This window comes from Nostoc sp. (genome assembly GCF_041747015.1).
Lineage (GTDB): Bacteria > Cyanobacteriota > Cyanobacteriia > Cyanobacteriales > Nostocaceae > Nostoc.
This window is the reverse complement of sequence record NZ_JBGTFY010000132.1, coordinates 1-14,494: the sequence shown is the minus strand read 5'-3', so window position 1 is coordinate 14,494 and position 14,494 is coordinate 1. Positions and strand designations below refer to the sequence as shown.

8 protein-coding genes and 2 pseudogenes are annotated in these 14,494 nt (G+C 42.0%); 8 read left to right on the top strand and 2 right to left on the bottom strand.

Going from position 1 to position 14,494, the window contains the following annotated elements; all coding sequences use genetic code 11:
• Window positions 1–385 precede the first annotated feature (385 nt).
• The 3 genes and pseudogenes from ACEW80_RS09670 (at window position 386) to ACEW80_RS09660 (ending at window position 3,316) form a co-directional block, all read left to right on the top strand.
• A pseudogene (locus ACEW80_RS09670) lies at window positions 386–1,671 on the top strand (RNA-guided endonuclease InsQ/TnpB family protein).
• Window positions 1,672–1,732: 61 nt separating this feature from the next.
• On the top strand, window positions 1,733–3,124 hold the full coding sequence (locus ACEW80_RS09665) for a malic enzyme-like NAD(P)-binding protein (RefSeq protein WP_373526363.1): 1,392 nt from the start codon (window positions 1,733–1,735) through the stop codon (window positions 3,122–3,124).
• Window positions 3,125–3,139: 15 nt separating this feature from the next.
• Entirely contained in the window at window positions 3,140–3,316 is a 177-nt protein-coding gene (locus ACEW80_RS09660) for a hypothetical protein (RefSeq protein WP_373526362.1), read from the top strand.
• Here the strand turns inward: ACEW80_RS09660 and ACEW80_RS09655 are convergent.
• Entirely contained in the window at window positions 3,288–4,079 is a 792-nt protein-coding gene (locus ACEW80_RS09655; protein WP_373526361.1) for an Rpn family recombination-promoting nuclease/putative transposase, read from the bottom strand. The genes ACEW80_RS09660 and ACEW80_RS09655 overlap by 29 nt on opposite strands.
• A gap of 215 nt (window positions 4,080–4,294) precedes the next feature.
• Between ACEW80_RS09655 and ACEW80_RS09650 the strand changes: the two genes are divergently transcribed.
• The 5 genes and pseudogenes from ACEW80_RS09650 to ACEW80_RS09630 all read left to right on the top strand — a co-directional run bounded on the left by ACEW80_RS09650 (window position 4,295) and on the right by ACEW80_RS09630 (window position 12,510).
• Window positions 4,295–6,580: a PhoD-like phosphatase gene (locus ACEW80_RS09650; protein WP_373526360.1), complete on the top strand. Its 2,286-nt coding sequence runs from the start codon at window positions 4,295–4,297 to the stop codon at window positions 6,578–6,580.
• Between the two features lie 81 nt (window positions 6,581–6,661).
• Window positions 6,662–7,161, top strand: a pseudogene (locus ACEW80_RS09645) (hypothetical protein).
• 346 nt (window positions 7,162–7,507) lie between these two features.
• Window positions 7,508–11,725: a CHAT domain-containing protein gene (locus ACEW80_RS09640; RefSeq protein WP_373526359.1), complete on the top strand. Its 4,218-nt coding sequence runs from the start codon at window positions 7,508–7,510 to the stop codon at window positions 11,723–11,725.
• A 113-nt stretch (window positions 11,726–11,838) separates the two neighbouring features.
• Complete coding sequence (locus tag ACEW80_RS09635; RefSeq protein WP_373526358.1) at window positions 11,839–12,291, top strand: Uma2 family endonuclease; 453 nt, start codon at window positions 11,839–11,841, stop codon at window positions 12,289–12,291.
• Window positions 12,292–12,375: 84 nt separating this feature from the next.
• Window positions 12,376–12,510 carry a hypothetical protein gene (locus tag ACEW80_RS09630; RefSeq protein ID WP_373526357.1) on the top strand — a complete coding sequence of 45 codons (135 nt, stop codon included), beginning with the start codon at window positions 12,376–12,378 and terminating at the stop codon, window positions 12,508–12,510.
• 13 nt (window positions 12,511–12,523) lie between these two features.
• On the opposite strand, the gene ACEW80_RS09625 is transcribed toward ACEW80_RS09630, so the two are convergent.
• On the bottom strand, window positions 12,524–13,516 hold the full coding sequence (locus ACEW80_RS09625; protein WP_373526356.1) for a metal ABC transporter solute-binding protein, Zn/Mn family: 993 nt from the start codon (window positions 13,514–13,516) through the stop codon (window positions 12,524–12,526).
• Window positions 13,517–14,494: the final 978 nt, after the last annotated feature.

Sequence of the window (14,494 nt, the reverse complement as noted above, 5' to 3'; positions counted from 1 at the left end):
TTTAGCTAGAGCAGAAGAAGCCCCACGTCTCACCCTGTACTCAGGGGAGCGTGGGATGAATTCTGGGCAATGATAGCGTTCGCGTAGCGTCTCGTAGAGAAGCGGTAGCGAGTCATCGAGCGTCGGAATTGACTTTCCGTGTGATAGTGAACTGCGTTCACTCTTGCATGTTGGTCGATGACGAATTGCCTATCTCTGGAGTTGGTAAAGAATCAATGAGTTCTTCAATTACTTGAGTCATACTTTTGTCGGCGCGAACTGCGTACAATCGTACTTTATTGAGCCTACGCTCACTAATGCGTATCTTTAACTCTTTGTTCTTCACTTGTTCCCCCAACGTTCCCTCATTTATGTTAACATAATGGAACGAGGAGGAGGCGAACAAGTGAGAACAGCATACCAGTACAAGCTACGACCAACAGCAAAACAAGCCATAGAGATAGACAGATGGCTATCTATGTTATGCGCTCAGTATAATTTTTTGTTGGCCGATAGGTTTGATTGGTACGAGCGCAATCGCTCACCGATTAATGCTTGCCCTCTTGTTTGCCACATACCAGAATTGCGGGACAACCCAGACTATTACTCACAAAAGAAAACGCTACCACAACTCAAAAAAACTCATCCTTGGTACGGTGAGATTTACTCGCAGGTGCTACAAGATATAGTTAAACGAGTTAAGGTAACTTTTGACCGTTTTTTAAAAGGTGACAGCAGTGGAAAACGAAGTGGACGACCTCGTTTTAAGTCTCGTGACCGATACAGAACTTTTACTTATCCGCAAATGTTAGCGAAGCGGGGCGCTCTTAGCGCACAGGATGGGTGTTTGCAAGGTAATTTAATAACTTTACCGATGTTCGGTGTAATTAAAGTTATTTTGCATCGTCCTATTCCAGATGGCTTTAAAATCAAAACCGCTTCCGTAACTAAGAAGGCTGATGGTTATTATTTAACTTTAAGCCTTGAAGATACGACAGTCCCAAGTATTAAGCCTGATTTCAATGCAGACTCGATTACAGGCATTGACCTCGGTTTAAAAGAGTTTTTGACAACTTCCGATGGTGATGTTGTTTCAATTCCTCAGCATTACCGTAAATCTCGGAAGCGATTGCGGGTCATTCAAAAACGTATTTCACGTCGTAAAAAAGGAAGTAATCGACGCAAAAAAGCTATTAAGCAAGTCGCCAAGCAGCATAAAAAAGTAGCTGATAAGCGCAAAGACTTTCATTTTAAAACAGCAAACAATCTACTGGGAAAATATGATGTTGTAGTTCACGAAGATTTAAACGTCAAAGGTCTTTCTCGTTCTATGCTAGCGAAATCTGTGCATGACGCTGGATGGGGTAGTTTCCTGTCAATTCTAACAACCAAAGCCGCGAAATGCGCCACCGGGGAGTATCCCCGTGGACACTTTCGCGAAAACGCTGGGTTATGTGCGATTGCAGTGAATCCATCAGGTACATCACAAGATTGTTCTAGTTGTGGGGTGAAGGTTCCCAAAAAATTGCATGAAAGATGGCACGACTGCCCCAGTTGTAAATGCAGTCTTGACCGCGATCATAATGCAGCAATTAACGTGAAGAATAGAATTCCGTTCTTAAAGCCAAGAGCCTCCTAAGCAATAGCCGGATTGTCTTGGAAGCCTACACTGTATGCGTTGCATCAGTGTAGGAGTATGTCACCTTTCGTTTCAATTCAATATAAGATATAAAACTTAAAATCCAAAATCAACATGACAGACTTAACTCCTAATTCTAGTTTTAGTTTGACTCTGCGCTTGCAGATTCCCAATCGTGTAGGGATGTTAGCCTCAGTAACCCAGGCGATCGCTAACAGTGGTGGTAATCTCGGTCAAATTGATCTAATTGAACAAACCCGCAAAGAATCCACCCGCGATCTGACTGTGGATGCTGCTAGTACTGAACACGCTGAAACCATTGTGCAAGCAGTGAAAGCATTGCCAGACATCAAGTTACTCAGTGTCTACGATCGCACCTTTAATTTGCATCGCGGTGGCAAAATTAGCATTGCCAGCAGAATTCCCCTAAAAAGTGTTTCCGATCTAGCAATGGCTTACACGCCCGGAGTTGGTCGAATTTGTACGGCGATCGCTCAAGACCCAGAGGAAGTTTATAAATTAACTATCAAACAAAACACTGTTGCCATTGTTACCGATGGTAGTGCCGTTTTAGGATTGGGAAATTTGGGGCCAGCTGCGGCTCTACCAGTCATGGAGGGTAAAGCAATGCTATTCAAAGAATTTGCGGGGCTAGATGCTTTTCCCATCTGTCTGGCCACCCAAGATACTGAAGAAATTATCCAGACAGTTAAGAATATCGCTCCGGTGTTTGGGGGCGTGAATCTAGAGGATATTGCTGCACCTCGCTGCTTTGAAATAGAAGAAAGATTGCGCCAAGAGTTAGATATTCCCGTATTTCATGATGACCAGCACGGTACAGCAATTGTCACCTTGGCAGCATTGTTTAATTCCCTGAAGCTAGTACATAAGTCAATGGCCGAAATCCACATCGTGATTAACGGTGCTGGAGCGGCTGGAATAGCGATCGCTCGGTTACTTCGGAAAGCTGGAGCCGAAAAAATCTGGATGTGCGACTCTAAAGGAATTATCTCTACCAGTCGCACCGACCTAACAACAGAAAAACTCGAATTTGCGGTAAAAGCTCAGGGTACATTAGCGGGGGCAATGCAAGGGTCAGATGTCTTTATTGGTGTCAGCGCACCGGGAGTTTTGACACCAGAAATGGTGCATTCAATGGCGAAAGACCCAATTGTGTTTGCAATGGCAAATCCGATTCCAGAGATTCAGCCAGAATTAATCAGCGAAGATGTTGCTGTCATCGCCACCGGGCGCAGTGATTACCCGAATCAAATTAATAACGTTTTAGCTTTTCCTGGGGTATTTCGTGGTGCTTTAGATTGTCGGGCACAGACAATTACCACCACAATGTATCTACAAGCCGCAAATGCGATCGCTTCTTTGGTCAAGCCTTCCGACTTGGATCGGGAGCATATTATTCCTTCAGTCTTTGATGAGCGCGTCGTCACTGCTGTTGCTGCTGCTGTACAACAAGCAGCGCGTCAAGAAGGTATCGCTCGGAATTAATTTCAAGAATGACTTTTGTGGGATTGGTATCTAGCCCATCCCACACCACTGGGTACTCCAGAGTTAGAAGAGAGGGTAAGCGATCGCTACACAACCATACTATGCAATCTCCCATACGGAAATTGGCGAAACCAGCAAACCGTTTTGGAGATTCCCGATCATTTTATGATTTCGGTTGTGCAGCTTGCCTAACAACTTGTTCGTCCAAACCTAACGCTTGGGCTATCTGTTCAATACTCAATCCTAAAGCCCATAGCTGAGGTATTATTTCTAGCTTACCTTCTTCTTTGCCTTCTTCTTTACCCTCTGCAAAAACATCTTGGTAAAATCTAGTTTGCTTTAACTCACTTAATTCAAACATTTTTGCCATCTCCTCCCGGCTCAAGCGCGGCAATTTGTAGATTAATATCGTTTCTATCAATTGTATAACTTCCCGCTGTTGGGCGGCATTGAGAATTTCTTTTCGGACGCTATTTACAATCTCTATAGCTTTCGTTGTCGCAGTGGATTCAGGCTCAATGATTAGTTTAACTGCCTCAATCCCGATTGATGATGTGGGAATTGAGCTTAACTCGTTCAGATAAACGCGAGTTACTCGTTGTGAGTTAAGTAATTCTGCATATCTTTCTGTATCTCCAGTATCAACGCTGCGGTTGGGGAAGATCACAACACCACGCCAGTTGTTAGTTAATTCGGTTTTGTCGAGATAGTTACAGATTTCGGTAAATAAACGGGAATAAAATTTTTTATCTGGTTGAAATTGCACCTCAGCAAAATAAATAGGTAGTTCTGGAGTATTGGGTAAAAATACGCCATCAATTCTAAATGCCAGTTGTTTGACTTCGACTGAGGAAAATTGGTAAGTACTGGCCAGTGATGGCGGTTGGTTAATCAGTTCAAACAAGGTGCTGGGGAAGCTTTGAAAGATGCGATAAAAGATACTGTCGGTTTTCAAGGCAGCTAGTTTTGCAGTTGATGAGGATATTTTACAGTTCGGCGTAGCGTAGCATCGCTGAATTATGAGGCGTGTTAAATTGAGGACTGGCGAGACATTCGTCTTTATTTGGTGATGATTATTTATAGTAGTTCTGAATCGCTAGGATCTTCGGCTGCTATTTTAGAAATAAAGCAACATAATCTAAAACACCACCATTTTGTCAACTGTTTGCAATGAAGTATCAAGTTGGGGACGAGTTTTTACAAGAACTGCCACTGATTTTAGCGGGGCCAATCCTCAAACATACTGAACCAGAGTCAGTGACGGTATGGGTAGCACTAAAACAATCTTGTCAGGTAGAACTCAAGGTTTATAACACAACAGATGATGGTCAAGCATTAGGAAATTGCTTATTGGAGGGGGAACGCTCTACCGTTGCTCTGGGTAAGTATCTTCATATAGTTGCGATCGCAGCTCGGTCTACAATTGGGCATCGTCTAACTAGTCAACGCATCTATGCATACGACCTCCAGTTTAGTCTTGCTGACCAAACCCTGCAAATGCAACAAGCATTATGCTCAAACTCTTCTCCCACAGTCAGCATCAGCTACTTTGATCATCAAAAGCCAACCTTTGTTCTACCGCCCACCCATCTTCAAGATTTGCAAATTGTCCATGCTTCCTGCCGTAAACCTCATGGTCATGGGTTTGATGCACTGCCGATTCTTGACTGCTTAATTGAGTCATCAGCGAATCAACCCCAACACCGTCCGCACCAGCTATTCCTCACGGGAGATCAAATTTACGGCGACGATGTAGCAAATCCGTCGTTGTGGGTTGCTAGTACTCTCGGCGATGCCCTCTTGGGTTGGGAAGAACAACTTCCTGTAAATGGAGTGTACTGCACCCCCCAGCAGCTACCCCCTGGAGAGCGGGCTGATGTTGCAACTAATCAAGCTGGGCTGACCGCAGGATTACATAATAAACCTGAGAAAATCAATAGTCATCTTTTTAGTCTCGGCGAGTATTACGCTACTTATTTACTAGCTTGGTCGCCAGTGTGTTGGCCTGTCGCATTTCCCCAAGGACACGAAGTAACACGCGATCGCCATGCTATCAAGAATTGGAACCGAACAGTGCAGCATTTGCGGCAATTCATTTATACCCTTGGGAAAGTGCGCCGCGCCCTTGCCAATATTCCCATGTACACCATCTTTGATGACCATGATGTTAGTGATGACTGGAACCTAAACCAAGCTTGGTGTTTGCGCGTATTGGGGCGTCCCTTAGGGCGAAGAATAGTCCAAAATGCTCTGTTAGCTTACACGGTGTTTCAAGGGTGGGGCAATACACCAGGGCAATTTGCAGTCGGTCAACCTGGGGAAAAACTGCTGGCGGCTGCACAAGCTTGGTCAGCTTCTCAAGGGACGGATGCCAAGGCTGATCAAGCGATCGCTCGTTATGTAGGTATGCCAGCCAACGATCCCGCTACAGACTTACCTACTTTTGTCCAAGATGGTTCAGTATTCATTCTAGATCGACACCCTGAAGCACTTACTTGGCATTATACAGTTCGGAGCGATCGCCATGAAGTAATTGTGCTTGATACACGCACTTGGCGCGGTTATCCAGCCGATCAAAAAGCGGTCGCGCCAGCGATGCTGCTATGCCCAAAAGCCTTTGAGCAACAATTAGTTTCGCCTTTACAACAAATAGCTGAACAAACTCAGATTCAAACCACATTTGTAATTGCGCCGACAAATGTATTTGGCTCACAAGTGATTGATTGGATTCACCACTGGCATTTGCGACAGAAAAAAGTTTTTTCAACGGATGTTGGCGATGCTTGGAATATTAATACTGAAGCACTGGCGAAATTCCTAACCACTTTGTTTGAGGAACGTCAACAAGTCGTTATTTTATCTGGAGATATCCATTACAGTTCTGTTGCTCGCCTGTCTTATGCACGCACACATTCCAAATTGCAATCTGTATTGGTGCAGTTAACCGCTAGTGCATTGAAGAATGAAGAGACGCTGACGCGGCTGATTCATACACGATTGAAAGATTGGCTGCTACCAGAAACGGTGAGACATTGGACGGGGTGGATTAATCCACCCAAAATGGTAGAAATTTCAGCCAGACAATTACACCGGAATCGTCAACTGCTGACTAACTCTGATTGGCATTGTGTGTTGGAGTGGATACCTCGACAAAACGCTCAGACTTCTGACTGCACAGCAGATATATTATCGTTGATAGCTCCTTGGAAACGAGCCGAAAATACCAAATGGAAATGGTTACAACCTTTGATATTGTGGAAATCTCGCTGGTTTCAGGAAGGGCGAGAAGTCGTTGGATTGAATAACTTAGCCTTGGTTCACTTTGAATTGGCAGATGCGAGTAGTTCTTGCAAAGTTATTCAAGATTTGTACTGGTTTTCTTCTTGGTATCCAACCCAAGTTGTTTACACCCGTTTTGAGAGTCAATTAACGCCTAATCAGTCTTTGTTACGATGACCAGCTTTGCTGTGCGAATGGAAATTTTATTTGTATATGTGGGAACTCTAGATTTAAGAAATTTAGTAGAGAGCAATTTCTATGTCTACGACCAAAATTAGCGCAGCACTGGCACAAACAGACAAAGATGCCCTATTGCAAGCGATGTCTACGACAAGCCGCTTCGCGTCTACGCTACAATTAAAGAAAAGCTACCGTTTTTGGTTGATTTGAGTTCCGAAGAGCGCAAGGCTTTACCCAAGATGGGAGATAAGAGTCGAGCGTTTGTAAGCAAAGCCTTAGAGGTAGCGGCGCAGAACCCAGAGTTTTTACCGCGATCGTTTGACTTGGAAGAGATGCGGAAGGATGTGCAGTTGTTTGAAGCGTTGTATCCATTATTGCTATCGTTGATGCAATTGCAAGATTTGCTAGATGATACCGCCTTAGCTGTGGGCAGCGAAGCCTATGCAGCCGCGTTGCAAGTATATAACTATGCTAAAGCCAGTGGTCAGGGGACAGGTTTAGATACAATGGTTGAAGAAATGGGGCAACGGTTTGCTCGTAGGAATCGCAAAGTCAAGTCTCAACAGGTAACGCCGTAGAAAATAGCTGATCAATTGCATCGTTGAAGTGCAAGTTTAAAGCTCAAAGCTTGAACGTTCGAGCAAAAAGGTCGGAGTTCCGAGTTCAAAGCCTGAACGTTCGAGCAAAAAGGTCGAAGCTCCGAGTTCAAAGCCTGAATGTTCGAGCAAAAAGGTCGAAGTTCCGAGTTCAAAGCCTGAACGTTCGAGCAAAAAGGTCGAAGTTCCGAGTTCAAAGGTTCAAAACTTAAATTTTGAGAGCGATCGCAGAAGCATAATATCCCAAAAGCTCGTTTCTCATGGAACAACATTAAGGATTGGGTACGGTTAACATAGTAAAAATATTCTCAGCCTGTTGTAAGTAAAAATGCCAAGTCAGGTTTACACATGGAAGCGCTTCTGGTGTCCCCGGTCAGGTCACATCGATCTACGTGATGGTGGATATTTAGTCAATCCAGATTCAGAGTGGGGACATTTTTACAAATCTGATTCAGTTGCCTTTGAAACTATATCTGAAATCCCCTGTTTGGTGCTGCTCGGTGAAGCTGGTATGGGTAAGACCACAGCAACCCAACAAGCATATCATCATGTTTCTCACAAGTTTAATGGCTCAGAAAATGTTTGTTTGTGGTTCAGACTTGGTGATTATGATTCAGACAAGCAGCTATGTGATGCAATTTTCTGCGATGAAACATTGCAAACTTGGCGCAAAGGAACAAATAAACTACATCTTTTTTTGGATAGCCTAGATGAGGGATTACTTTCTATCAAAATACTTGTCAGAATTCTTAAACGTGAAATAGAACAGCTACCTTGCGATCGCCTGTATTTTCGGATTACTTGCAGGACGGCTGATTGGAAGGATAGCTTAGAACAGAAGCTAAAAGACAACTGGGGAGAAGAAAATGTTGCGGTATATGAGCTAGCTCCTCTATGTCGAGTAGATGTAATTGAAGCGGCAAATAGGGGTAACATCAACTCTGATGATTTTTTACAGGAAGTCTTTCATAAAAATGCTATTCCACTTGCTATCAAGCCAATCACATTAAAATTTCTTCTGGGTATTTATCAAAATGGACGGTTTCCTTCTTCTCAGAAAGATTTATACGAAGAAGGTTGTTTACAACTATGTGAAGAGGTTAACCCAGATCGCTGCGATTCTGGCTTTACCGGGAATTTAGATGCAAAACACCGATTAGTTATAGCAAGTCGAATTGCAGCTTTACTTCTATTTTCTAATCGATCTGCCATTTGGATAAGTCCAGAATATGGGAATATGCCAAATTCTGATATTGCTATTCGGGATATTTGCATAGGTAAAGAAAATATTAATCAGCAAGAGTTTCCAGTTGACGAAAACTGCATTAAAGAGGTTTTGTCTGTTACCGAACTATTTTCTTCGCGCGGTCCGCATCGAATTGGTTTTGCTCATCAGACCTATGCTGAGTTTCTTGCTGCACGATACTTGGTTCACCACGAAACACCTTTAGAGCAAGTAATGAAATTAATTGCTTCCTCTGAAGATTCTGAATTTAGGTTAATTCCCCAGCTTCATGAAACTACTGCTTGGCTAGCTGGTATGGTTCCTGAAGTTTTTAGGGAAGTAATGAAAACAGATCCCGATGTTGTACTTCAAAGCGATGTTACCACTGCCAGTGATCCTGATAAAGCATCTCTGGTTGAATCTCTTCTAAGATTACACAATGAGGAAAAATTAACGCATAAATATCATACTTGGCTATACCAAAATCTAAATCATCCTAAACTTGTTGATCAGCTTCTACCTTATATTTGTTATTCAACAAAGAGTATAAATGCAAGGAACGTAGCTATTGATATTGCAGAAGCCTGTAATGTAAAAGCCGTACAAGAATATCTTGGCGATGTTGCTCTTGATCCTCAGCAACATTCTTCGCTTCGCATCAATGCAGCAGTGGCTGTATGCAATCTTGGTGATGAGAAAACCAAAGCAAGATTAAAACCTTTAGCAGTTGCCAAAATCCAAAATGATGTAGAGGAAGAGCTAAAAGGCTGTGGACTCCGAGCGGTCTGGCCAAGCAGTATAACAGCAGAAGAGGTTTTTAACGTAATAACACAGCCAGTATCCAAATCTATTGGTGGGAGATATCAGGACTTTATAGCAAAAGAGCTTGGAGAACATCTTCAAATATCTGATTTACCAGTTGCTTTAAGATGGCTAGAAAAACAAGTTAAGAGACGCGATTCGCTTTATCCTTTTGGGCAGTTGTCAGATGCAATTATGTTGAAAGCCTGGGATAATTTGAATGAACCAAAAGTCATGCAGGCATTTACTAGAGTTGCTTTTTTGCGGCTTAAGAACCGTGATGTAATAGTATATGATGATTCATATAAAACAATATCCTTTAGCCAGATTTTAAAAAATGATGTTCACAAACGCCGTCAACTTGTAGAGTCAATTATCTCCATCATTCCAGAATCAGACAAAGAGCCTCTCTGGTTAATTAGCCACAGAACAGGAATCGTTTTTAAGCAAGATTTTATATGGTTAATTCAATCTCTCCAAAAATCAGAAACGGAATATCATCAAAGGATTTGGACAAAATTGATCCGGTGGAGTTTTAGACTGACTGAATTGGAATTTGAGCATCTAGATGCTGTGCTTACAGCAAGCCAGACTAACTTAGTACTAAGAAAAGAATTTGAATCTCTAATCGAAGCAATTGAGTTAGGTTCACTAAGAGCGCAGCAGGAACAAGCAAGATATCTAGAACAACAGGAAGGGCTAGACGAAGACGATAAGCAACCTCTTTTAGAACCTCCGCCAAGCAAACAAGTACTTGAGACTTTGAGTAAAATTGAGGCTGGTCAGTCTAATCTTTGGTATTCTTTATGCTTTCAATTAACTCTTGAAGCTCATAGTACTCATTATGGTGATCCATTTGGCTCTAGTTTGATAAATCTTCCTGGTTGGAATGAAGCAGATGATTCAACAAAAGAAAGGATTTTTAATGCTGCAAGGCTGTATCTGAATGATGGCGAGCCAGAAAATCAAGCTTGGCTGGGTACAAATCATTTACGCTACTCTGCATTAGTAGGTTATCAAGCATTAAGTTTATTGTTGCAAAAAGCACCAAACTTTATTTTCACTTTATCCGCCGAAGAATGGCAAAAGTGGACAGCAATAATCCTTGCATATCCCAACTGGGGAAGAACTGAAGACCAAGAGCATCGACAGATACTGGTTAACAAAGCCTATGAAAATGCTCCTAACGAATTTATTAAAGTCTTAATGAGATTAATTGAAAAAGATAACAGAGAACATGGTTCTATTCACATCAACAGCTTAATCAAAAAATGCTGGAATGAAAAGTTAGCTAAGGCAATATTTGACAAAGTTCAAGATAAAGAATTAACTGATAAAAGTCTAGGTGATTTACTTGAGGATTTACTGAGATATGGATTTATTGAAGCTAAAGCATTTGCAGAATCTCTAATTACTTCACCTCTTCCTAGCAGTAGCAAGGAAAGAGCAAAAGCAGTTGCAGCAGCTTGTGCGCTTATGCTCTATGCAGAAGATGCAGGCTGGTCAGTTGTTTGGCCTGCTATTCAGCAAGATACCGAATTTGGTCGAGAAGTTATTAAAAAGATAACATTCTCAGTTGAATATAGTGGGAGTATAGAACAGCGTGTACCTGAACAAGACATAGCAGATTTATATATCTTTCTGACTAAGCAATATCCTGACTCAGATGATGAAAAGCAAAACAGTTCTGAATATGAACAAGTAACGGGCATTGAAGCATATTTAGTAACACCACACGACAGCATTAAAATGTGGAAAGACTATATTCCGCAGCGTCTACAAGAACGTGGTACTCCTCAAGCGTGTGAAGCACTTCGCAATATTATCCGTGAGCTTCCAGAACTAAAAGACAAATTGCAATGGAGATTGCTAGAGGCTGAAACTTTAACTCGTCGCCAAACTTGGCAACCACTTCAACCAAAACAGATTCTCCAAATTGTGAGCAAGAAGAAATCACACACTATGAAAACAATTCTGATCGTGGCATCAAGTCCTGTTAATGAGGGAAGATTACGCCTGGATAAGGAAGTGCGTGAAATTGATGAGGGATTACGTCGATCTCGCAAGCGTGACCAATTTAAGCTAGAGCAGAGATGGGCTGTTCGGACTGATGATTTACGTCGAGCCTTATTAGATACTGAACCACAAATTGTCCACTTCTGTGGACATGGATCTGGCGATGAAGGATTAGTGATAGAAGACGAAGCTGGAAAATCAAAGCTAGTGACTACAACTGCTCTAGCAGATTTATTTGAACTGTGTAGTGAACACGTCGAATGCGTTCTCCTAAATGCTTGCTATTCGGAAGTGCAAGCCGAGGTAATTGTTCAACATATTAACTATGTAATTGGCATGGGTGACGCAGTTGGAGATATAGCTGCAATCAAGTTTGCTACAGGATTTTATGATGCTCTTGGAGCAGGAAGGTCTATTGAAACCGCTTATAAATTTGGTTGTAGTGCAATTCAGTTAGAGAACATTCCAGAACATCTGACTCCAAAATTGAAGAAGAAACAATAGCTTGATATCTTTTCTGCTAACGGGCGATCGCCTTTCAACCCTCATCATCCAACCTGAGAAAGTTTAGAATTTGAGTGACAAGAGATATAGATTACTGGCAGAAGGGTTAGATAATGAGTGAAACTCAGACCCAGTTACCGACAGATACATGGATTTATGCTTCTTGGCAAGATTATGAGCAAGCGATCGCTAACTTGCTCAACGAGAAGGCAAAGAGTTACTACTACAAGGGGTACATGAGGCTGGAGATGGCACCAGTTAGTTTTGATCATGATCAAGACCATGTTGTAATTATTTTTGCAGTGACTCTATTTGCAGCACTGAAAGGAATACCAGCCACAGGTTTAGACACAACCACCTTTCGTAAAACTGGAGTTCAGGATTGTCAGCCGGATGTGGCATATTATCTCAGAGAACGCGCCCAAACTATCCCAGCAGGTACAGGAATTGTCAACCTTGATCGGTATCCTGCACCGGATTTGGTGATTGAGATTGCGAAAACGTCTCTGCTGGATGATTTGGGTACAAAGCGATCGCTCTATGAAGATTTAGGCGTTGCTGAATAGTGGGTAGTAGATGTCCAAAATGCTCAAATTATTGCTTATGCGATCGCAGATCAAGGCAGTAGACGTATACGTGAATCACAGGTATTGCCTAGACTAGCGATGTCTACGACGGGCTACGCCTACACTATTTTAGAGGAAGCTTTACGCCGTAGTCGTGAAACGAATCAATCTCAAGCTGGAACTTGGTTATTGAGCCAGTTTCAGCAAAAGGAGGGTTGAATTGATATTCTATCTACTTAGCAGCTTGCACTTTAAACATCAAATACGTCCCTCCTAGCCCTTCCACAATTGTACGTGTATTGGCAATCATCATTTTCTGATAAGTGTCCCCGTCGCTTCCTGTTTCACCAAGTCCCTCAGCATACAACTTCCTTTCGGAAACTTTCACTTTAGCTTCTGTGGCTATAGATTCAATCAAATCAGAGCTAATTGCCGCCTCAGGAAAGATTGTTGAAACTTTAGCCCGTTTAATATTTATAATCAAATTTTTCACTCGTGATGCTGTTAGTTGTTTCTCACTACCAATACCTTCCAACCCCCCTGCCAATGAAATACCGTATGCTTTAGCGTAATAACCCAGTGCATCAGAATTTGTAACTAACTTGCGTTTTTTGGCAGGAATACTGTTAATTCTTGACTTAATCCACCTATCTAATTGAGTGAGATCATTTGTGATTTTTCTGGTATTACTGGTATAAGCTTCTGCCTCACTAGATTCTAATTTTCTCAAGTTACTATTAATTACTTCTACCATCTTGATCGCATTCTTAGTATTGTGCCAAAGATGAGGATCGCTTACTTTCTTGCCACGTTCCTGAAATTTTTGTGGCTTAGACACCGCAAGTTGACCGACGGCTATTTTCGGTGCAGAGTTTTTGGTCGCTTTAATTAATTTGATCAGATTTGTTTCAAAATTATAACCCGTATAGAGAATAAGATTAGCTTGCTCAATGGCTCTACGATCTTCCGGTTTTGGTTTATAAAATTGGGGATTGGCAGTAGGAGAAATTAAACAGGTAAGGTTAACTGTATTCCCGGCAACTTGTCTGGTTAAATCACATAGTACGCTTGTAGTTGCTACAACTTGGGGAAGATTTTCATTTACCTGGGTGGTGGTTTGAGTGAATGTAGTTCTTGCGGCTTGATTTCCACACCCAACAAATCCAATCGTCAATGCCACAAAAATAACTCGTAAGGAATTATTTGATGGTAATTTTTTTGACATCCTAAACTCCTACTGGATGTATAAAAAAGATAGTCATTATTCTTTAAGAAGAAGTTAGAATTTAGCTTGAGTAATTAAGGGCAAAAAGACCCAGCATTTTTTGGTTGGTCAACCACAAACAAGGTTTTTCCAGGCAAAATGTTAGCTTTACGCGACGGGCTGGAAAATTGGTAGAGGTAAAATCACAATGATAAAGGCGATGCTGGGGAGTCTCCGGTAAGAAGTGTAGTGCAGTTCTCTGATTGTCTGTTGAAGGGACTATACCATTGTGCTTATGTGCCACAAAGCTCGCAAACTGACTAGAATTATCAGATTAAGCAGTGGAATGTAGTAATGATGGGGCGTATTGAGCATACGGGTTGATTTCGCAAACCGAGTCGTGAATCTAAGGCAATTGTAGCCGCGGTTTTGCCAGGTGTGGGCATACGCTTGTGACAAAATTAGCAAATTGGCGATTTTTTAGCTATCAGCATAGGAAAGGGAGAAATGCAAGCAACATCAAACCATCAGCGACTTGCTGTCACTTCCTGAAAAAAAGGTATATTAAGGAAAAAGTAGCGATCGCAATGGCTATGAATATTTACGAAAAACTTAGGCGTGTTGTAGAGCAACTTAATAAAGAGGAATTATCTACCTTGCTGAATTTTGCGATTTTTATTTCGAGTACATATAATAATTTCTCAAAACTGATATTGGTGAAGATAAACAATAGACATCTCCGAAAAATAATGCATTGACCCCTCTCCAAACCTCTCCCCGAAACGGAGAGAGGCTTTAATTCCCCCTTCCCTTGTAGGGAAGGGGGGTAGGGGGGTTAGGTCTGCGCGTAAATTTAAGGTTTCCTATACTTTTGCAGAAATTGACCCAGAAATTAAATTCCTGAGCTAAGTATCAAAAAGTTGCAACTGGTGGTCTAGGCGGCTAAACGAAGAATTTGATCTAGCTCACGTGAGCGTGGCGTCAAGTCCCCTTCAGGAG

What these genes read in the sequence shown, in the direction of transcription:
- ACEW80_RS09665 (WP_373526363.1), top strand. Translation starts at nt 1,733, where the DNA reads ATGACAGACTTAACTCCTAATTCTAGTTTTAGTTTGACTCTGCGCTTG.
- ACEW80_RS09625 (WP_373526356.1), bottom strand. Translation starts at nt 13,516, where the DNA reads ATGTCAAAAAAATTACCATCAAATAATTCCTTACGAGTTATTTTTGTG.
- ACEW80_RS09650 (WP_373526360.1), top strand. Translation starts at nt 4,295, where the DNA reads ATGAAGTATCAAGTTGGGGACGAGTTTTTACAAGAACTGCCACTGATT.
- ACEW80_RS09635 (WP_373526358.1), top strand. Translation starts at nt 11,839, where the DNA reads ATGAGTGAAACTCAGACCCAGTTACCGACAGATACATGGATTTATGCT.
- ACEW80_RS09640 (WP_373526359.1), top strand. Translation starts at nt 7,508, where the DNA reads ATGCCAAGTCAGGTTTACACATGGAAGCGCTTCTGGTGTCCCCGGTCA.